This is a genomic window from Microbacterium sp. OR21, from assembly GCF_047306785.1.
Taxonomy (GTDB): Bacteria; Actinomycetota; Actinomycetes; order Actinomycetales; family Microbacteriaceae; genus Microbacterium; species Microbacterium esteraromaticum_E.
Genome location: NZ_JAZEXJ010000002.1, coordinates 501188 through 518553, shown reverse-complemented (window position 1 = coordinate 518553; position 17366 = coordinate 501188). Strand labels below are relative to the sequence as shown.

21 protein-coding genes are annotated in these 17366 nt (G+C 67.9%); 18 read left to right on the top strand and 3 right to left on the bottom strand.

What is annotated here, in order from left to right; translation table 11 throughout:
- Position 1 precedes the first annotated feature (1 nt).
- Positions 2-1432 (bottom strand): TrkH family potassium uptake protein, encoded by a 1431-nt coding sequence (locus V2S04_RS06985; RefSeq protein WP_413637770.1) that lies wholly within the window; start codon positions 1430-1432, stop codon positions 2-4.
- A 76-nt stretch (positions 1433-1508) separates the two neighbouring features.
- On the opposite strand from V2S04_RS06985, the gene V2S04_RS06980 reads away from it, so the two are divergent.
- The 13 genes from V2S04_RS06980 to V2S04_RS06920 all read left to right on the top strand — a co-directional run bounded on the left by V2S04_RS06980 (position 1509) and on the right by V2S04_RS06920 (position 9896).
- The gene (locus tag V2S04_RS06980) at positions 1509-1925 is read left to right on the top strand and encodes an ArsR/SmtB family transcription factor (RefSeq protein ID WP_413637769.1); all 417 of its coding nucleotides are present in this window, start codon (positions 1509-1511) and stop codon (positions 1923-1925) included.
- A gap of 107 nt (positions 1926-2032) precedes the next feature.
- Positions 2033-2224 carry a helix-turn-helix domain-containing protein gene (locus V2S04_RS06975; protein ID WP_363502489.1) on the top strand — a complete coding sequence of 64 codons (192 nt, stop codon included), beginning with the start codon at positions 2033-2035 and terminating at the stop codon, positions 2222-2224.
- Positions 2225-2338: 114 nt separating this feature from the next.
- Positions 2339-2437 carry a 30S ribosomal protein bS22 gene (locus V2S04_RS06970; protein ID WP_003792170.1) on the top strand — a complete coding sequence of 33 codons (99 nt, stop codon included), beginning with the start codon at positions 2339-2341 and terminating at the stop codon, positions 2435-2437.
- A 67-nt stretch (positions 2438-2504) separates the two neighbouring features.
- Positions 2505-2798 (top strand): rhodanese-like domain-containing protein, encoded by a 294-nt coding sequence (locus V2S04_RS06965; RefSeq protein ID WP_413637767.1) that lies wholly within the window; start codon positions 2505-2507, stop codon positions 2796-2798.
- Entirely contained in the window at positions 2795-3079 is a 285-nt protein-coding gene (locus V2S04_RS06960) for a glutaredoxin family protein (protein WP_413637766.1), read from the top strand. Before V2S04_RS06965 ends, V2S04_RS06960 begins: the two co-directional genes overlap by 4 nt.
- Positions 3076-3375, top strand: a complete 300-nt coding sequence (locus V2S04_RS06955; protein ID WP_413637765.1) for a Dabb family protein — start codon at positions 3076-3078, stop codon at positions 3373-3375. Before V2S04_RS06960 ends, V2S04_RS06955 begins: the two co-directional genes overlap by 4 nt.
- 128 nt (positions 3376-3503) lie before the next feature.
- A complete protein-coding gene (locus V2S04_RS06950; protein WP_413637764.1) occupies positions 3504-4331 on the top strand; it encodes a basic amino acid ABC transporter substrate-binding protein in 828 nt (275 codons plus the stop codon).
- Positions 4332-4354: 23 nt separating this feature from the next.
- Complete coding sequence (locus V2S04_RS06945; protein ID WP_413637763.1) at positions 4355-5146, top strand: amino acid ABC transporter permease; 792 nt, start codon at positions 4355-4357, stop codon at positions 5144-5146.
- Positions 5143-5898 (top strand): amino acid ABC transporter ATP-binding protein, encoded by a 756-nt coding sequence (locus tag V2S04_RS06940; protein ID WP_413637762.1) that lies wholly within the window; start codon positions 5143-5145, stop codon positions 5896-5898. Before V2S04_RS06945 ends, V2S04_RS06940 begins: the two co-directional genes overlap by 4 nt.
- Positions 5899-5954: 56 nt before the next feature.
- Positions 5955-6779, top strand: a complete 825-nt coding sequence (locus V2S04_RS06935; protein WP_413637761.1) for a TSUP family transporter — start codon at positions 5955-5957, stop codon at positions 6777-6779.
- Between the two features lie 127 nt (positions 6780-6906).
- Positions 6907-8178, top strand: a complete 1272-nt coding sequence (locus V2S04_RS06930; RefSeq protein WP_413637760.1) for an ABC transporter substrate-binding protein — start codon at positions 6907-6909, stop codon at positions 8176-8178.
- Between the two features lie 12 nt (positions 8179-8190).
- The gene (locus V2S04_RS06925; protein ID WP_413637759.1) at positions 8191-9075 is read left to right on the top strand and encodes a carbohydrate ABC transporter permease; all 885 of its coding nucleotides are present in this window, start codon (positions 8191-8193) and stop codon (positions 9073-9075) included.
- Positions 9076-9098: 23 nt separating this feature from the next.
- Positions 9099-9896 carry a carbohydrate ABC transporter permease gene (locus V2S04_RS06920; protein WP_413637758.1) on the top strand — a complete coding sequence of 266 codons (798 nt, stop codon included), beginning with the start codon at positions 9099-9101 and terminating at the stop codon, positions 9894-9896.
- 7 nt (positions 9897-9903) lie between these two features.
- Here the strand turns inward: V2S04_RS06920 and V2S04_RS06915 are convergent, their stop codons facing one another.
- Both V2S04_RS06915 and aspS read right to left on the bottom strand, forming a co-directional pair.
- Positions 9904-10419, bottom strand: a complete 516-nt coding sequence (locus V2S04_RS06915) for an N-acetyltransferase family protein (RefSeq protein WP_413637757.1) — start codon at positions 10417-10419, stop codon at positions 9904-9906.
- A 104-nt stretch (positions 10420-10523) separates the two neighbouring features.
- Positions 10524-12311 (bottom strand): aspartate--tRNA ligase, encoded by a 1788-nt coding sequence (gene aspS / locus V2S04_RS06910; RefSeq protein ID WP_413637756.1) that lies wholly within the window; start codon positions 12309-12311, stop codon positions 10524-10526.
- A gap of 200 nt (positions 12312-12511) precedes the next feature.
- Between aspS and V2S04_RS06905 the strand changes: the two genes are divergently transcribed.
- From V2S04_RS06905 to ccsB, 5 genes are all read left to right on the top strand, one after another.
- Positions 12512-13153 carry a histidine phosphatase family protein gene (locus tag V2S04_RS06905; RefSeq protein ID WP_413637755.1) on the top strand — a complete coding sequence of 214 codons (642 nt, stop codon included), beginning with the start codon at positions 12512-12514 and terminating at the stop codon, positions 13151-13153.
- Between the two features lie 76 nt (positions 13154-13229).
- Positions 13230-13850: a TlpA family protein disulfide reductase gene (locus tag V2S04_RS06900; RefSeq protein ID WP_413637754.1), complete on the top strand. Its 621-nt coding sequence runs from the start codon at positions 13230-13232 to the stop codon at positions 13848-13850.
- The gene (locus V2S04_RS06895; protein ID WP_413637753.1) at positions 13847-14611 is read left to right on the top strand and encodes a cytochrome c biogenesis CcdA family protein; all 765 of its coding nucleotides are present in this window, start codon (positions 13847-13849) and stop codon (positions 14609-14611) included. The genes V2S04_RS06900 and V2S04_RS06895 overlap by 4 nt, the downstream gene beginning before the upstream one ends.
- Positions 14592-16319 (top strand): cytochrome c biogenesis protein ResB, encoded by a 1728-nt coding sequence (locus V2S04_RS06890; protein ID WP_413637752.1) that lies wholly within the window; start codon positions 14592-14594, stop codon positions 16317-16319. Before V2S04_RS06895 ends, V2S04_RS06890 begins: the two co-directional genes overlap by 20 nt.
- Before the next feature lie 3 nt (positions 16320-16322).
- Positions 16323-17312 carry a c-type cytochrome biogenesis protein CcsB gene (gene ccsB / locus V2S04_RS06885; RefSeq protein ID WP_413637751.1) on the top strand — a complete coding sequence of 330 codons (990 nt, stop codon included), beginning with the start codon at positions 16323-16325 and terminating at the stop codon, positions 17310-17312.
- The last annotated feature ends 54 nt before the right edge of the window (positions 17313-17366 follow it).

The window sequence follows — 17366 nt, the reverse complement described above, 5'->3', positions numbered from 1 at the left end:
CTCAACCAACGATCGGCCTTTCGACGGGCAGCGAGTACAGCTGCGAGCGGGAGGTCGCGGCGACCGCCGCGGCGAGTGTCACTGTACCAACGCGTCCCATGAAGATCGTCGCGGCGAGAACGTAGCTGGCGGAGTCGGGAAGCTCTGCAGTGAGGCCGGAGGTCAGGCCGACGGTGCCGAACGCGGAGATCACGTCGAAGAGCACGTCGATGATGTCGGCCTTCGTGATCTGCGCGATGATCACCGTCGACACGGCGACGATGGTCGCACCCCACGCGACGACCGACAGCGCGACGCGCTGCACGTCGGAGGGGATGCGCCGGCCGAACACCTCGACCGACTGCCGTCCCTTCGCCTCCGACCACACCGCGATGGCGAGGACGGCGAGGGTGGTCACCTTGATGCCGCCCGCGGTGGATGCCGAGCCGCCGCCGACGAACATGAGCATGCACGCCACGAGCATCGAGGAGCCGTTCAGGTCGGACATCTCGATGACGTTGAACCCGCCCGAGCGTGTCATCGCCGAGAGGAACATCGCGTTGATCGTCGTCTCGCCGGCATCCATCGACCCGAACGTCTTCGGGTTGTCGAACTCCAGCAGCAGGAAGACGGCCGCGCCGATGAGGAACAGCAGCACGGTGGTGATCAGCGTGAGCTTGGAGTGCAGCGACCAGCGCTTCACGTGCCAGACGTGCTTGGCCAGCGTGTAGATCACCGGGAAGCCGATGCTGCCGAGGAACACGCTGATCATGAGGATGGTGAGCACGAGGTAGTCGTCGGCGAACACGGTGACGCCGCCCGCGTTGGGGGTGAAGCCGGTGTTCGTGAACGACATCGCCGCGTAGTACGGCGCCTCCCACAGCGCGACGAACGGATCGATGCCGGTCCACACCAGCGCCGGGTAGAGCAGCACCGCCACGGTGAGCTCGATCACCAGGGTCGACAGGGCGACGGTGGTGAGCAGCTGACCCACCTCGCCCAGGCGCACGGTCTGGCTCTCGTTGACGGGCCCGCCGTGCGCGCGCATCGGGTTCGAGTCGCCCGCGGCCAGCAGCTTGGCCCGCAGGCCCAGCCGCTTGGAGATGACCATGCCCATCACCGACGCCAGGGTGAGCACGCCCATGCCGCCGATGTTGACGCCGATGAACAGCAGCACGTTGCCGAAGGGCGACCAGTGGCTGGCCATGTCGACGGTCGACAGGCCGGTGACGCAGATGGTCGACATGGCGGTGAACAGCGCATCGCTCAGCGGAGTGACGGAGCCGTCGGCCGACGAGATGGGCAGCGAGAGCAGGCCGGTGAAGATCAGGATCAGCGACGCGAAGATGATGATCGCGAACCGCGAAGGCGACGAGGTCACGAGGTGTTTGACCCGTCTGCCGACACCGCGCAGCGTCTGCTGCGGGGAGGATGCCGACACGATGCCCGACATCGTTCCCCTCTCCGTCGGCGCCGTTCGCCGAGCCTTCGTCATGGTACTCCGCTGCGGCGCCGACTACCCTGAGGGGATGACCGACATCTTCGACGTGATCGCGGACGGCACGAGGCGAGACATCCTCCGGCTGCTGCTGAACGAGTCGGCCGAGGGCGACGCGGGCACGAGCGTGACCCAGATCGTGAGTCGGCTGGGCATCAGCCAGCCGACCGTGTCGAAGCACCTCAAGGTTCTGCGCGAGGCGCGTCTTGTCACCGTCCGCGAAGACGGGCAGCGCCGCCTGTACAGCCTCTCGGTCGGACCGCTCGAAGAGGTCGACGACTGGCTGGTGCCGTTCCTGGTCGATGCGTACGGCGACCAGGCGCCGGAGATCGACATCCCGTTCGCTCCGCTGCCGGCGGCCACGGCTCATGCCGCCGAGGTCGTGGGGCGCGCGGCGGCGTCGGCGAAGCACGTCGTCGCATCGGCGCTGAAGAAGCTCGGCACCTGAGGCGCGAGGCGCTACGCCACGCGCCCGACGAGTCACACCAGTCTCGTGTGTTTACAGCCGTCGCATGCACCCCATATGCTGTGCTTCAGCAGAAAGGGGTATTGGGGATGCCCGACGTTCAAGACGTTCGATTCCTGACGGTGGCCGAGGTCGCCGAGATCATGCGCGTGTCCAAGATGACCGTGTATCGACTCGTGCATGCCGGTGAGCTGCCCGCGATCCGCTTCGGCCGCAGCTACCGCGTCCCCGAATCCGCCGTGGCCGACGCGATGCGACCACCCGTGGCAGACGTGGGCTGATCCGCCGATTCGGGCGGCGTCCGACGATTTGCTAGAATCGTCCGAGGCATTTTTCCGTGCCCGTACCCGGGTGCCGTGTTCGTGGCATCCAACCCCTGACTTAGTGAGGTTTCCGTGGGTTCAGTCATCAAGAAGCGCCGCAAGCGCATGGCGAAGAAGAAGCACCGCAAGCTGCTTCGCAAGACTCGCCACCAGCGCCGCAACAAGAAGTAAGCGGCACGACACCGAGCGCCTGTCTTCGGACGGGCGCTTCGTGTCTGCGGCGACAGAAGGAGATGCCATGAAGTCGATCACCGTCGACCAGCTCGCGCAGCGCGAGGGAGTGCCCCTCATCGACGTGCGAGAACGGCACGAGTTCGAAGCCGGGCACGTGCCGGGCGCGATCAACCTGCCGATGTCCGAGCTGGGCAGCCGCCTCGACGAGCTTCCCGGCGAGGCGTTCGACGTGATCTGCGAGCTGGGTGGCCGATCGGGTCGCGTCGTCGACGCGCTGACCGAGCGCGGTCACGACGCCACCAACGTCGAAGGCGGCACCGCCGCATGGATCGCCCAGGGGCGACCGGTCTCGCAGTGACCACCCTCACGATCATCGGCAAGCCCGACTGCCACCTGTGCGAGGTGGCGGGAGAGGTCGTCGACGCCGTCGTCGCCGAACTGCCGGATGCCGCGGCCGAACGACTCGAGATCGTCGAGCAGTCCATCGTCGACGACCCGGCGCTCTACGAGCGCTGGTGGGAGAAGATCCCCGTCGTGCTGATCGACGGCGAGCTCCACGCGCACTGGCGCGTCTCGCCCGACCGTCTGCGCCGAGCGCTGGATGCCGCGCTGAGCGGCCAGGAGGAGGAGAGGCCGTGATCCGTCACGTCGTCAGCTGGAAGCTTGCAGAGAAGGATGCCCAGGTGCGCGCCGAGCAGGCCGCTGAGGTCGCCCGACGCCTGAACGCGCTGATGGGTGTGGTGCCCGAGCTGCGTGCCGTGTCTGCCGGCGCCAACGTCGCCCACCCCGACGTCAACTGGGATGTCACCCTCGTCGCCGACGTCGACTCGCTCGACGCGTTGGAGGCGTATCAGGTGCACCCGGCGCACAAGGAGGCCGGTGCGTACATCAGATCGGTCGTCGCATCCCGGGTCGCCGTCGACTTCGAGATCTGATCGAGCCCGGCGTCGCAACGCAAATGTGATCGAGCCACGGCCCGCCCGGTGGTACCAGATCTCGAGACGCGTGCCAAGATGAGTGCAATCCGACCCCGGGCGCAAGCCCCCGTCTCGAAGGAGTCGACATGAAGCGCCGTCCCCTGATCTTCGGCACCGCTGTCGCTGCGGCCGCCGTCCTCGCCCTCTCCGGCTGCGCAGGCAGCACCGGCTCGGACGGAGACGGCGACAAGCCGGCATCCGGATCCGACGGCGTCGACTACGGCCTCGTCGCCGACGGCACGCTGACCGTCTGCTCCGACATCCCGTACCCGCCCTTCGAGTTCGAAGGCGGCGACAACGGCACCGGGTACACCGGCTTCGACATCGAGCTGCTCGACGCCATCTCGAAGAAGCTCGACCTGAAGCTCGCGGTGCAGGACACCGGCTTCGAGGCGCTGCAGTCCGGCGCGACCCTGCTCGCCGGCACCTGCGACCTTGGCGCGTCCGCGATGACGATCACCGAGGAGCGCAAGGCGAACATCGACTTCTCCGACCCGTACTACGACTCGCTGCAGTCGCTGCTCGTGCGCGCCGACTCGGGCATCAAGAGCATCGACGACCTCGACGGCAAGAACGTCGGCGTGCAGCAGGGCACCACGGGCGAGATCTACGCCAAGGAGAACGCCAAGGGCGCCGAGCTCGTGCAGTACCCGTCCGACGGCGAGCTGTGGCCCGCGATGCAGTCGGGGCAGATCGACGCGATCCTGCAGGATCAGCCGGTGAACCTCGTGCACGAGAAGGCGGACTCCGACTACACGATCGTCGAGACCTACGAGACGGACGAGTCGTACGGCTTCGCGTTCGCGAAGGGCGAGAAGACAGAGCTGCGTGAGGCGATCAACGACGCGCTGCAGGAGCTGCGCGACGACGGCGAGTACGACAAGATCTACGACGAGTTCTTCGCCGCCAACTGATCCTCTACGGAAGGCATCCGACGATGGCGCTGAAGCGCAGGACGAGAACGCTGCTGTATCGCGTGACTATGTACGTGATCTTCTTCGCGGTCGTCGCGGCGGTTGCGCTCTCGATCAACTGGCAGCGGGCGATCCCGCAGTTCTTCAATCTCGAGGTGGCGGCGAAGCTCTTCCCCGACATCATCCTGATCGGACTGCGCAACACGATCCTCTTCACGCTGATCGCTTTCACCGGAGGCGTGCTGCTCGGCATCGTCCTCGCGCTGATGAAGCTGTCGAGCATCGGGCTGTTCCGCTGGGTGGCGACCGGCTGGATCGAACTGTTCCGCGGACTGCCGGCGCTGCTGACCATCTTCTCGGTGGCGTTCATCGTGCCGATCGTCTTCGGCTGGAAGGTGCCCGGCGGTCCCGTCGGCGCGGGCCTTCTGGGCCTCATCCTGGTGGCCTCGGCGTACATCGCCGAGGTCATCAGGTCGGGCATCCAGGCCGTGCCCAAGGGGCAGACGGAGGCGGCGCGCTCGCTCGGCATGTCGCCGATGAAGACGATGTTCTGGATCATTCTGCCGCAGGGCTTCCGCATCATCATCCCGCCGATGACCAACGAGCTGGTGCTGCTGCTCAAGGACACCTCGCTCGTCTTCATCGCGGGAAGCTTCATCTGGTCGAAGGAGCTCACCACCTTCGCCCGTGACGCGAACTCGGCGAATGCCAACGCGACGCCGCTCATCGTGGCCGCGCTGCTCTACCTGGTTGTGACCATTCCTCTCACGCGGTTCACCGCGTGGCTGGAGCGACGGATGGCGAAGGAACGATGAGCACCGATCTGATCGACGTGCACGCACCCGCGATCGAGGTGCAGGGCCTGGTCAAGGCATACGGCGACAATGTCGTGCTCAAGGGCATCGACCTCACCGTGCACAGCGGTGAGGTGGTGTGCATCATCGGCCCGTCCGGCTCGGGCAAGTCGACGATGCTGCGATCGGTGAACCTGCTCGAGCAGCCGACCGACGGGCGCATCCTCGTCGAGGGAATCGACATCACCGACCCCGAGACCGACATCGACCGGGTGCGCCAGCGCATCGGCATGGTCTTCCAGAGCTTCAACCTGTTCCCGCACCTGTCGGTGCTCGACAACCTCACCGTCGCCCAGCGCCGTGTGAAGAAGCGCTCGAAGAGCGAGTCCGAGCAGGTCGCCCACGAGATGCTCGGGCGGGTGGGTCTGGCGGAGAAGGCGGATGCCTTCCCGAGCCACCTCTCGGGCGGGCAGCAGCAGCGCGTCGCGATCGCCCGTGCCCTCTGCATGAACCCCGACATGATGCTCTTCGACGAGCCGACGTCGGCTCTCGATCCCGAGCTGGTCGGCGAGGTGCTGCAGGTCATGCGCACCCTCGCCGACGAGGGGATGACCATGCTCGTGGTGACCCACGAGATGGGCTTCGCACGTGAGGTCGGCTCGCGGCTGATCTTTATGGACGGTGGGCACGTCCTCGAGCAGGGCGACCCGCGCGAGGTGCTCGCGAACCCGCAGCACCCGCGCACCCAGGACTTCCTCTCGCGCGTGCTCTGATCCAGCGCCGTCGTCGTGTCCGGCGACGGCGCCCCGATCTGGCATCCTGAACTGTGATGGAGATCGGCGCGTTCCTCGGCCTCGAGCAGCTCACCTGGGGCGTGCTCATCCTCGTCGTCGTCGCCGCGTTCGGCGCGGGATGGATCGATGCCGTCGTGGGCGGCGGGGGACTGCTGCAGCTGCCGGCCGTGCTGCTCATCCCCGGGATCACCCCCGTGCAGGCCCTGGCTACCAACAAGCTCGGTTCGATCTTCGGCACCGCGACCAGCAGCGTCACCTACTACCGGCGCGCACGGCCGGACATCCGCACGGCGCTGCCGATGGCGCTGATCGCGCTGACCGGCTCGTTCGGCGGAGCCGCCGTGGCGACCGTGCTTCCGGCATCCGCCTTCAAGCCCATCATCGTGATCGCCCTGCTGGCCGTCGCGCTCTTCACCGCCTTCAAGCCGCAGCTGGGAGCCGCCACCACGCTGCGGTTCTCGGGACACCGCCACCACATCGCCGCCGGCGTCGCCGGTCTCGTGATCGGCTTCTACGACGGGCTCATCGGGCCCGGTACGGGCACCTTCCTCGTGATCACGCTCGTCGCCCTGCTCGGCTACGACTTCCTCCAGTCGAGCGCGAAGGCGAAGATCGTCAACTTCGCCACGAACGCCGGCGCCCTGATCCTCTTCATCCCGCACGGCGCGGTGCTCTGGCTGCTCGGGCTCATCCTCGGCGTCGCGAACACAGCAGGCAGCTACCTCGGCTCCCGCATGGCCATATCGCGCGGATCAGGTTTCATCCGCGTGGTGTTCCTCGCCGTCGTGATCGTGCTCATCGCGAAGCTCGGCGTCGACGTGTGGAACGAGAACGTCGCCCCCCTGCTCGCGGCCCGATGATGCCGGCACCCGAACCGGCCTTCCGGAATATCGCCAGACCAGACTCCTTGCCACGGGGCGTGTCTTCCCGCGTAGACTCCGAATTGTGCCCGGCCGGGCGCACCAGTGCTCCCACGGAGGAGGGACGATGAGGTCACTAGGTTCGCTGCGGATCATGGTCGGATTCGCGGGTCTCACGGCGGCTGCGGTCGCACTCAGTGGATGCTCGGGATCCGGGGATCCGGGCGACGGCGACAAGGTCACCCTCGAGGTGCAGTCCGCGATGGGGGAGGGCACACCGCGCTACAACTCGCTCAGCGACCTCGCGCGGGCGTACGAGAAGGACAACCCCGGTGTGAAGATCGACGTCGTCCCCCTGGGCAGCGACTACGAGGGCGACATGAAGGTGCGGATGGGATCGGGTGATCTTCCCGACATCTGGGCCACGCACGGCTGGTCGCTGCTGCGCTACAGCGAGTTCCTGGAGCCGCTCGCCGATCAGCCGTGGGCGGATCAGCTCAACCCCGTGCTCGACTCGACGATGAAGAACGACGACGGCGAGTTCTTCGCCTTGCCGTTGACGACCGACGTCGCCGGGATCCTGTACAACAAGACCGTGCTCGAGAAGGCGGGCGTCGACCCCACGTCACTCGGCACCATCGAGACGTTCGACGAGGCGCTCGCCGCGGTGAAGGACGCCGGGGTCGTGCCGATCTCGAGCTCCGGCAAGGACGACTGGTTCGCCGGTAACGTCGCCGACTGGCTCGGCTCGGGCTCGTACGACGAAGCGGAGTCCGAGAAGCTCGCCGAGGGCGAGTTCGTCGACAGCGGGTTCGAGGCGCTGTTCGGCAAGCTCGAGGACTGGACGAAGGCCGGATACTTCAATCCCGACTTCTCGTCGGCGACCAGTGACGACATCGCCACGGCACTGGGACAGGGCAAGACGGCGTTCGTGATGATCCAGAACACCCTCGCCCTCACTGCCAAGGAGTTCGTGCCGGACGCCAAGATCGGATTCATCCCCGTGCCGGCCATCAACGGAGACGAGGAGTACCTCATCGGCGGCGAGGGCGTCGCGTTGGGCGCGTGGCGTGACGGCGAGAACAAGGAGGAGGCCCTCGACTTCCTCGCATTCCTCGCCGAGCCGGAGAACATCGGCCAGTTCGCCAGCGACGACGGCAACCCCGCGGGCCTCACCGACATCGACGTCGACCTCGGCGATCTGGCAGACAGCTACGAGCAGTTTTTCACGCCCGGGGATGTGCGCATGGTGCCGTACTTCGACCGTGCATATCTGCCCAACGGCATGTGGAACACACTGATCTCGACCACGAGCGGCATCATCACCGGGCAGACCTCGGTCGAGTCGGCGGTGAAGCAGACCGAAGCCGAGTTCGGAACGCTGTACGGGCAGCAGTAGGTCTCAGGAGAGGTGACTTCGCGCTCGTCAGGCATCTTCCCGCGCCGGCTCAACTGGTTCTACGTCCCGGCGATCGTGCTGTTCGCCGTGTTCTCGATTTACCCGCTGATCAGCGGTGTGAGCCTGTCTCTCACGAACTGGAACGGCTACAGCCGCAGCAAGGCGTTCATCGGCCTCGACAACTATGTGCGCCTGCTCGATGACGAGGTGTTCCGCACCGCGCTGGTGAACACGTTGATCTACGGCGTCGGCAGCACGCTCATCCAGCAGATGCTGGGCCTCGCGCTCGCCGTGGTGCTCGACCGTATCGTGCGTGGGGCCGCACTGCTGCGCGCGGTGATCTACCTGCCGGTGATGGTGTCGCCGGTGGTGCTCGGCACGATGTACTACCTGATCTTCCGGTACAACAACGGCGCCCTCAACGACGTGCGGGCGCTGTTCGGCGCGGAGCAGGTGGCGTGGCTGTCGGATGCCACGGTCGGGATCATCGTGATCGTGATCGTGAACTCGCTGCAGTTCGTCGGCATCTCGATGGTGATCTACCTCGCGGGCCTGCAGGCGGTGCCCACCGAGTACCACGAGGCCGCGCAGCTCGACGGCGCCACCTGGTGGCAGAGCTTCCGCAGCATCACGCTGCCGCTGCTGCAGCCCGCCTTCGCGACGAGCATCGTGCTCAACCTCATCGGTGGGCTGAAGCTGTTCGACGTGGTGCAGGTGCTCACCGGCGGGGGACCGGGGCAGTCGACGCACTCGGTGTCGACCCTGATCGGAGAGACCTACTTCTCGAATCAGGCGGCCGGATACTCCGCGGCGATCGGCGTGGTGCTGTTCGTGCTCATCGTCGCAGTCACGTTCGTGCTGAACTCGCAGCTGAACCGGAAGCGGGTCGAGCTGTGAAGGGCGCGTCGACACCGTCGAAGGTGATCATCTACGCAGGTCTCGCGTTCATCGCCCTGCTGCAGCTGCTGCCCTTCTACTTCGGGCTCACCACCGCAGCCAAGCCCAAGACCGACCTGTCGTCTCCGTGGATCTTCCCGGCCGAGATCCACTGGGCCAACTTCGCCACGGCGATGCAGCAGGGCAACATTCTGCAGGCGATCGGCAACAGTGCACTGGTGACCGCGGTGTCGACCGTGCTCGTGTGCGTGCTCGGCGCGTTCACCGCGTATCCGCTCGCGCGTCGGGCCACGCGCGGCAACCGGCTGGTCTATGCGGGCATCATCGGCCTGATCATGATCCCGCCGCTGTCGGTGCTCGTGCCGCTGTACACGCTGATGAAGGACCTCGGCGGGCTGAACACCCACTGGGGCATCATCGTGGTGCTCGTCACCGGGAACCTTCCACTGGCGGTGTTCCTCTACACCGCGTTCATGCGCAGCCTGCCGGTGTCGATCGAGGAGGCCGCGACGGTCGATGGCGCGGGTCCGCTGCAGGTGCTTTTCCGCATCGTCTTCCCGATGCTGCGGCCGGTGACGGCCACCGTCGCCATCATCGCCGGCGTCGGCATCTGGAACGAGTTCGCGCTGAGCACGTACTTCCTGCGCACCGACGAGACCCGCACCATCGCACCCGCGGTAGCGGGGTTCTTCGCCGCGCAGGGCAGCAATCCGGGAGCGGCCGCCGCGGCATCGCTGCTCTCGGTGATGCCGGTGGTGCTGGCCTACCTGTTCCTGCAGCGCAGCTTCATCAAGGGCATGGTCGCCGGATCGCTGAAGTGAGATCCGGTCAGCTCGTCGGGACGGCGAGCTTGAACCCCACGTGCGAGCCGGTGTACCCGAGGCGCTCGTAGAAGCGGTGCGCGTCGGTGCGCGCGGCATCCGAGGTCAGCTGCACCATCGTCGCGCCGAGCGCCGGAGCCGCCTCCTCCGCCACCCAGCGCATGACCGCCGACCCGATCCCCGCGGAGCGCAGGTCGCTGCGCACCCGCACGGCCTCGACGAGCAGGCGGCGCGCGCCCCGCCTCGCCATGCCGGGGATGGAGGTCAGCTGCAGCGTGCCGACGATCGCTCCGTCGAGCACGGCGACGAGCAGGTCGTTCGACGGCTCGGCGAGGATGTCGGTCAGGCCGCGCACGTACGCCGGCCGATCGGCGTCCGAGGCCTGATCGCCGCGGGAGGCGCTGATCGGGTCATCGGCCAGCAGGGCGATGATGCCGTCGGCGTCCGCCGCCGTGGCCCGCCGCAGCTCGGTGCGCCCGGCGCGCGAGTCGAAGGAGCACGGGAGGGGAAGGGATGCCAGCATCCGTCCAGTCTTCCAGCATCGCCGACACCCCGTGCAGACGCCGACACCCCGTGCTGCAGACGTCTGCAGCACGGGGTGTCGGCGATAGGGCGGGGCCTCGGCGATCAGGCCGGGACGGACTCGTCCTCGGGCTCGGCGTCGACGCCGGCCTCGGCGCGCTGCTCGGCCGTGATGGGCGCGGGCGCCTCGGTCAGCGGGTCGAAGCCGCCGCCCGACTTCGGGAACGCGATGACCTCGCGGATCGACTCGGTCTTCGTCAGGTGCTGCATGACGCGGTCCATGCCCAGCGCGATCCCGCCGTGCGGGGGAGCACCGAACTTGAACGCTTCGAGCAGGAAGCCGAACTTCTCGTCGGCCTGCTCCTCGGTGATGCCCATCACCTGGAACACGCGCTTCTGCACGTCTTCGCGGTGGATGCGGATCGAGCCGCCGCCGAGCTCCGAGCCGTTGCAGACGATGTCGTACGCGTAGGCGAGGGCGGATGCCGGGTCGGTGTCGAAGGTTGCCTCGAACTCGGGCTTCGGGCCGGTGAACGCGTGGTGCACGGCCGTCCAGGCGCCAGACCCGACCGCGACGTCTCCGGATGCCACGGCGTCGCCGGCGGGCTCGAACATCGGCGCGTCGACGACCCAGGTGAACGCGAACACGTTCGGGTCGAGCAGGTCGAGACGGCGGCCGATCTCGACGCGCGCGGCGCCGAGCAGCGCACGGCTGGCCTTCGTCTCGCCGGCCGCGAAGAACGCGCAGTCGCCGGGCTTCGCTCCGACGAGCTCGGCGAGGCCCGCCTGCTCGGCCTCGGAGAGGTTCTTGGCGACCGGTCCGCCGAGCGTGCCGTCCTCGTTGAAGAGCACGTAGGCGAGCCCCCGCGCTCCGCGCTGCTTGGCCCAGTCCTGCCAGGCGTCCAGCGTCTTGCGCGGCTGCGAGGCGCCGCCGGGCATCAGCACCGCGCCGACGTACTCCGACTGGAACACCCGGAACGGCGTGTCCGCGAAGTACTCGGTCGCCTCGACCAGCTCGAGACCGAAGCGCAGGTCGGGCTTGTCGGAGCCGTACTTCGCCATCGCGTCGGCGTACGTGATGCGGGGCAGCGGGGTCTGCACGTCGACGTCGATGGTCTTCCACATCGCGACGATGAGCGACTCCATCATCTCGATGACGTCCTCCTGCTCGACGAACGACATCTCGATGTCGAGCTGGGTGAACTCCGGCTGACGATCGGCGCGGAAGTCCTCGTCGCGGTAGCAGCGCGCGATCTGGAAGTACTTCTCGACGCCGCCGACCATGAGCAGCTGCTTGAACAGCTGCGGAGACTGCGGCAGCGCGTACCAGCTGCCCGGGTGCAGGCGCGCGGGGACGAGGAAGTCACGGGCGCCCTCAGGGGTCGAGCGGGTCAGCGTCGGGGTCTCGACCTCGACGAAGTCGCGCGCGTGCAGCTCGTCGCGGATCGCCTTGTAGACGTCCGATCGCAGGCGCATCGCGGCGGCCGGGTTCGGCCGACGCAGGTCGAGATAGCGGTGCTTCAGACGCACCTCCTCGCCGATCGGGTCGGACTCGGCCAGGCCGCTCGAGACCTGAAAGGGAAGCGGCGCCGACTCGTTGAGCACGACCACGTCGGCCGCGATCAGCTCGATCTCGCCGGTCGGCAGGTTCGGGTTCTCGTTGCCCTCAGGGCGGCGCGAGACCTCGCCGGTCACCTGCAGCACGAACTCCGAGCGCAGCGGGTGGGCCACCTCCTCGTCGCGGATGACGACCTGTGCGATGCCCGACGCATCGCGAAGATCGATGAACGCGACGCCTCCGTGATCGCGGCGACGATCGACCCAGCCCGAGAGGGTGACGGTCTGACCGATGTGCTCGGCTCGCAGTGAGCCGGCCGTGTGGGTGCGAAGCACGGAGGATTCCTTCTGATCGGGGGAATACGGACCCGCCCAGTCTACGTGGCGGGCCGCGACGGCCGATCCGTACCGGGCTGGCGCCAATACCGCGAGACTTCCGTTCCAGCACGAGACCGGATGCATTGAGCGAAGTGTCGTGCTGGAACAGAAGTCTCGCGAAGTGCGATGTCGTGGAACTGCCGCGGTACGGTGGGCGGGTGACGGCACGACGACTCCACCTGGTGCGCCATGGCGAAGTGCACAATCCCACTCGCGTGCTCTACGGACGCCTTCCCGACTACCACCTCAGCAAGGCGGGGCGCCGGATGGCGCGCGACGCGGCGGAGTACCTGGCATCCGCAGGCCGGCCGATCAGCGACCTGCGCTGCTCTCCTCTCGAGCGCACACAGGAGTCTGCCGAGCCGTTCACCGAGCTGTTCGGTCTCGAGCCGACGCACGATGTGCGCATCATCGAGCCGGCCAACGTCTTCGAGGGTCAGCAGATGTCGCGGGCGCTGCGCAACCCGTTCAACTGGCGCCACCTGCGCCGCCCGTCGGTGCCCAGCTGGGGCGAGCCGTACCGTTCGATCGCGACGCGCGTGCGCGCGGCGATGGATGAGGCGTGGGATGCCGCCGAGCGCGCCACCCCCGTGCACGACGGCGACATCGTGTTCGTCTCGCACCAGGCGCCGATCTGGATCACCCACCTCTCGGTCGCCGGCCTCACCCTGCAGCACGACCCGCGCACCCGCCGCTGCGCGCTGTCGAGTGTGACCTCGTTCGAGCGCGTCGGCGACGTGTGGCGCGAGGTCGACTACGCGGAGCCGGCGGCCAAGGGCGTCGACCTCGGCGCGGTCTGAGCGCAGGGGCTGAGCGCGCGGTCTCAGAGCGGCCGGTTTCAGAGCGCGCATAGGAACCGCGCGTACGATTCCGAGCGTGTCCGTGCCTGCTCGATCTCTTCGCGGCGCCTGGCGCATCGGCGCCGCAGCGCTCGCCGCGACGCTCACCATCGGTCTGAGCGCATGCGCGCCCGACCCCATGGCCGAGGCGTTCAAGAACGGCGATCAGAAGGCGTACACCGCAGCCGACTTCCGCGTCGACTCCATCCCCGCCGACGAGCGCGGGGAGCCGGTCGACTTCGGCGGGGTCACCGAGGACGGCGAGAAGTTCTCCAGCGACGAGATCCGCGGCGAGGTCGCGGTCGTCAACTTCTGGTACGCCGGGTGCGGCCCGTGCCGCATCGAGGCGAAGGACCTCGAGGCCACCTGGCAGAAGCACCGGGCCGACGACGTGCAGTTCGTCGGCGTGAACATCTACGACCAGGCTGACACCGCGAAGGCGTTCGCGAAGACCTACGGCATCACCTACCCGAGCCTCATGGACGCCACCACCGGCGACGCGAAGCTCGCCTTCGCGAAGGTCACCCCGATCCAGGCCCCGCCGACCACCCTCGTGCTCGACCGGAAGGGCCGGGTCGCGGCCCGCATCATCGGCCCGATCGACGGCACCTCGATCCTGTCGACCCTCATCAAGGACGCCCTCAAGGAGAAGGCGTGAGCCCGGATGCCGTGATCGGAGCCGGCGCGCTCTGGATCGCCATCCCGCTCGCCCTGCTCGCCGGGCTCGTGTCGTTCCTGTCGCCCTGCATCCTCCCGCTCGTGCCCGGCTACCTCGGCTTCATCGGCGGAGCGGCGGGCGCATCGGCCGGGTCCGCGCAGCGACCGGCTGCGGCGACCGGCAGCCGACGCCGGATGCTGCTCGGCGTGCTGCTGTTCATCGCCGGGTTCACCGTGGTCTTCGTCGCCTACACGGTCGTCGGCGGCGCGGCATCCGTCTTCTTCCTCGAATGGGGCGATCTGATCACCCGCATCCTCGGCGGCGTCGTCGTGCTGATGGGCCTGATCTTCCTCGGGCTGTTCGGCTTCGCCCAGCGGCAGTACAAGATGCAGGTCAGCTCGACCACCGGGCTCATCGGCGCGCCGCTGCTCGGCTTCACCCTCGCGATCGGCTGGGCGCCGTGCACCGGACCCACGCTCGGCGCGATCATCAGCGTCGGCTGGACGCTCGGCGACCCGTGGCGCGCCGGCCTGCTCGGTGTCGCGTACTCGCTCGGCCTCGGCATCCCGTTCCTCCTCGTCGCGCTCGGCTTCGGCTGGGCGACCGGCGCCACCAGCTTCCTGCGGCGGCACATCCGCACCGTCAACATCATCGGCGGTGCACTGCTGATCGTGCTCGGTCTGCTGATGATCACCGGGGTGTGGACCCAGATCATGTCTCGACTCACGGCGGTGATGAGCAGTGTCATCCTCCCCCTCTGATCGCTCAGGGCTCGATGAGGGCGCGGCCGCGGCATCCGATCCGCTCCGACCCGCCGACCACATCGATTCCGCGGCCCGCGACGAGAACGAGATCGACCAGCCTCGGCTCGGCCTGGTGGGATGGCTGCGCTGGGGCTGGCGGCAGCTGACCTCGATGCGCGTCGCTCTGGTGCTGCTGCTGATCCTCGCCATCGCGGCGATCCCCGGTTCGGTCTTCCCGCAGCGCACCGCCGACCCCAACGGCGTCGTGCAGTACAGGCAGAACAACCCCGACATCTTCCCGGTGCTCGACGCGATGCGCATGTTCGATGTGTACTCGTCGCCGTGGTTCTCGGCCATCTATCTGCTGCTGTTCATCTCGCTGATCGGCTGCATCATCCCGCGCATCAAGCACCACGCCAAGGCGCTGCGCGCGCTGCCGCCGCGAACGCCGGCGCGGCTGGGCCGACTCGAGCACCACCGATCGGTCAACCGTGAGGACGGCGACGCGGCGGCCGCGATCGACGTCGCCGAGAAGCAGCTCAAGGCGCTCGGCTACCGCGTCGCCCGCTACGACCGCGGCAGGACGTGGTCGGTGTCGGCCGAGCGCGGGTACTGGCGCGAGACCGGCAACCTGCTCTTCCACATCGCCCTGGTGGGGGTGCTCATCACCGTCGGGATCGGCGGCGGCTTCGCGTACACGGGCCAGCGGGTGGTCATCGAGGGCGCCAGCTACGTCAACACCCTGATCGACTACAACTCGATCAACCGGGGGCGCTTCGTCGCCGACGACGCCTTCCAGCCGTACGCGCTGACGCTGGACTCCTTCGACGTCACCTACGAGGACTTCGGCTCGCCCGGCGCCGGTCAGGCGGGCAACTTCGCCGCGAACCTCACGGTGCGCGAGGTCGACGGCTCGACGAGCAAGGGCACCGTGCGCGTGAACCACCCGCTGCACGTCGGCGGCGACAGCATCTACCTGCTGGGCAACGGTTACGCGCCCACGATCACCGTGCGCAACGCCGCGGGCGAGAAGGTGTTCAGCGGACCCGTCGAGTTCCTGCCGCAGGACAGCGCGATGACCTCCCTCGGTGTCGTGAAGGTGACCGACGGCATGCCCGAGCAGCTCGGCATGATCGGCTTCCTCTACCCGACTCCGCTGAAGATGAAGAGCGGCGCGTACACCTCGGTGCACGGCGCGCTGAACCTGCCGCTGCTGACGCTCGACGTGTACCAGGGAGACCTCGGCGTCGACGGCGGCAAGCCCGTCTCGGTGTTCGAGCTGAACACCGACGGGCTCGAGAAGCTCAACGGGCGCACTACCGACACGAAGTCGATCGAGCTGCAGCCGGGCGAGACCGCCGACTTACCGAACGGCCTCGGCACCGTCACGTTCGAGAACGTGTCGCCGAAGGGCGCCGACGACACGCTGCAGTCGGTCAAGCGCTACGTCTCGCTCCAGATCCACCATGACGCCTCGGCGCCCTGGGTGCTGGCCTTCGCGCTGCTCGCGCTGGGCGGCCTGGGCCTGGCCCTGTTCATCCCGCGTCGACGCATGTGGGTGAAGGCGACCGCCGCCGACGACGACGGCTTCCACCTCGAGTACGCCGCCCTCGCGCGCGGCGACGATCCGACCCTCGCCGCCGCCGTGGACGACCTCGTCCGCGGACACGAGCGGCTTCTCGAAGCGGCCGCGCCCGAAGGTGCGACCCCCGCACAGGGAGACTGACACATGCCCGACCTCGATTCGATCTCGATCCTCACGCTGTGGACGGCCATCGCCGTCTACGCCGGCTCGTTCATCGCCTACGCCTTCGACCTGGCACGTCGCTCCTCGGCGACGACGGCCGCCGTCGAGTCGCCGGTGCTGGTCGCCGCCGGGGCGGCGGATGCCCGTGGCGCCGGCTCAGCGGCATCCGGGACCGGTGCGGCCACCTCGGGGAAGGGCGCCAAGCCGCGCTTCATCTTCGCCCGCATCGGCACGGCCCTGGCGATCCTCGGCTGGCTGTTCCACCTCACCGCGACCCTGACCCGCGGATTCGCGGCGGGGCGCGTGCCGTGGGCGAACCTGTACGAGTTCGCGATGATCGGCACGCTGCTGATCATGGCGGTGTACCTCGTGATGCTGACGCGCATCGACCTGCGCTACCTGGGCACGTTCATCTCGGGCCTCGTCGTGGTGCTGCTCGGAGCCGCCGCGGCGAACTTCTACGTCGCCGTGACCCCGCTCGTCGACCCGCTGAAGTCGGTGTGGCTCGTGATCCACGTCTTCGTGGCATCGCTCTCGACCGCTCTGCTCGCCCTCGCGTTCGCGCTGTCAGTCATGCAGCTGATGCAATCGCGCCGTGAGCGTCGCGTCGCCGAGGGCGTCGAGAACGCAGGCCCCGGGTTCCTGCGCACCCTGCCGAACACCGTGCGCCTCGAGAACATGGCGTACCACTTCACCGTGGTCGGCTTCATCTTCTGGACCTTCACCCTCATCGCCGGCGCCATCTGGGCGCAGGACGCCTGGGGCCGCTACTGGGGCTTCGACGTCAAGGAGACCTGGACGTTCATCATCTGGGTGCTGTACGCCGGCTACATCCACGCTCGCGCCACCCGCGGCTGGCGCGGCAACCCGTCGGCCTGGCTGTCGATTGTTGGCTTCACCGCGGTGATCTTCAACTTCGCGATCGTGAACGTCTTCTTCAAGGGCCTGCACGCCTACTCCGGCCTCAGCTGAGCGCGCTGCCGGCGGCGCGCCCCCTCCTGCTCCTCCGCACGGAGGTAGGCGAAC

Coding starts and splice junctions, on each gene's coding strand:
- V2S04_RS06965 (WP_413637767.1), top strand. CDS start 2,505: ATGAAGTCGATCACCGTCGACCAGCTCGCGCAGCGCGAGGGAGTGCCC.
- V2S04_RS06930 (WP_413637760.1), top strand. CDS start 6,907: ATGAGGTCACTAGGTTCGCTGCGGATCATGGTCGGATTCGCGGGTCTC.
- V2S04_RS06980 (WP_413637769.1), top strand. CDS start 1,509: ATGACCGACATCTTCGACGTGATCGCGGACGGCACGAGGCGAGACATC.
- V2S04_RS06945 (WP_413637763.1), top strand. CDS start 4,355: ATGGCGCTGAAGCGCAGGACGAGAACGCTGCTGTATCGCGTGACTATG.
- V2S04_RS06975 (WP_363502489.1), top strand. CDS start 2,033: ATGCCCGACGTTCAAGACGTTCGATTCCTGACGGTGGCCGAGGTCGCC.
- ccsB (WP_413637751.1), top strand. CDS start 16,323: ATGCCCGACCTCGATTCGATCTCGATCCTCACGCTGTGGACGGCCATC.
- V2S04_RS06915 (WP_413637757.1), bottom strand. CDS start 10,419: ATGCTGGCATCCCTTCCCCTCCCGTGCTCCTTCGACTCGCGCGCCGGG.
- V2S04_RS06940 (WP_413637762.1), top strand. CDS start 5,143: ATGAGCACCGATCTGATCGACGTGCACGCACCCGCGATCGAGGTGCAG.
- V2S04_RS06950 (WP_413637764.1), top strand. CDS start 3,504: ATGAAGCGCCGTCCCCTGATCTTCGGCACCGCTGTCGCTGCGGCCGCC.
- V2S04_RS06935 (WP_413637761.1), top strand. CDS start 5,955: ATGGAGATCGGCGCGTTCCTCGGCCTCGAGCAGCTCACCTGGGGCGTG.
- V2S04_RS06985 (WP_413637770.1), bottom strand. CDS start 1,432: ATGTCGGGCATCGTGTCGGCATCCTCCCCGCAGCAGACGCTGCGCGGT.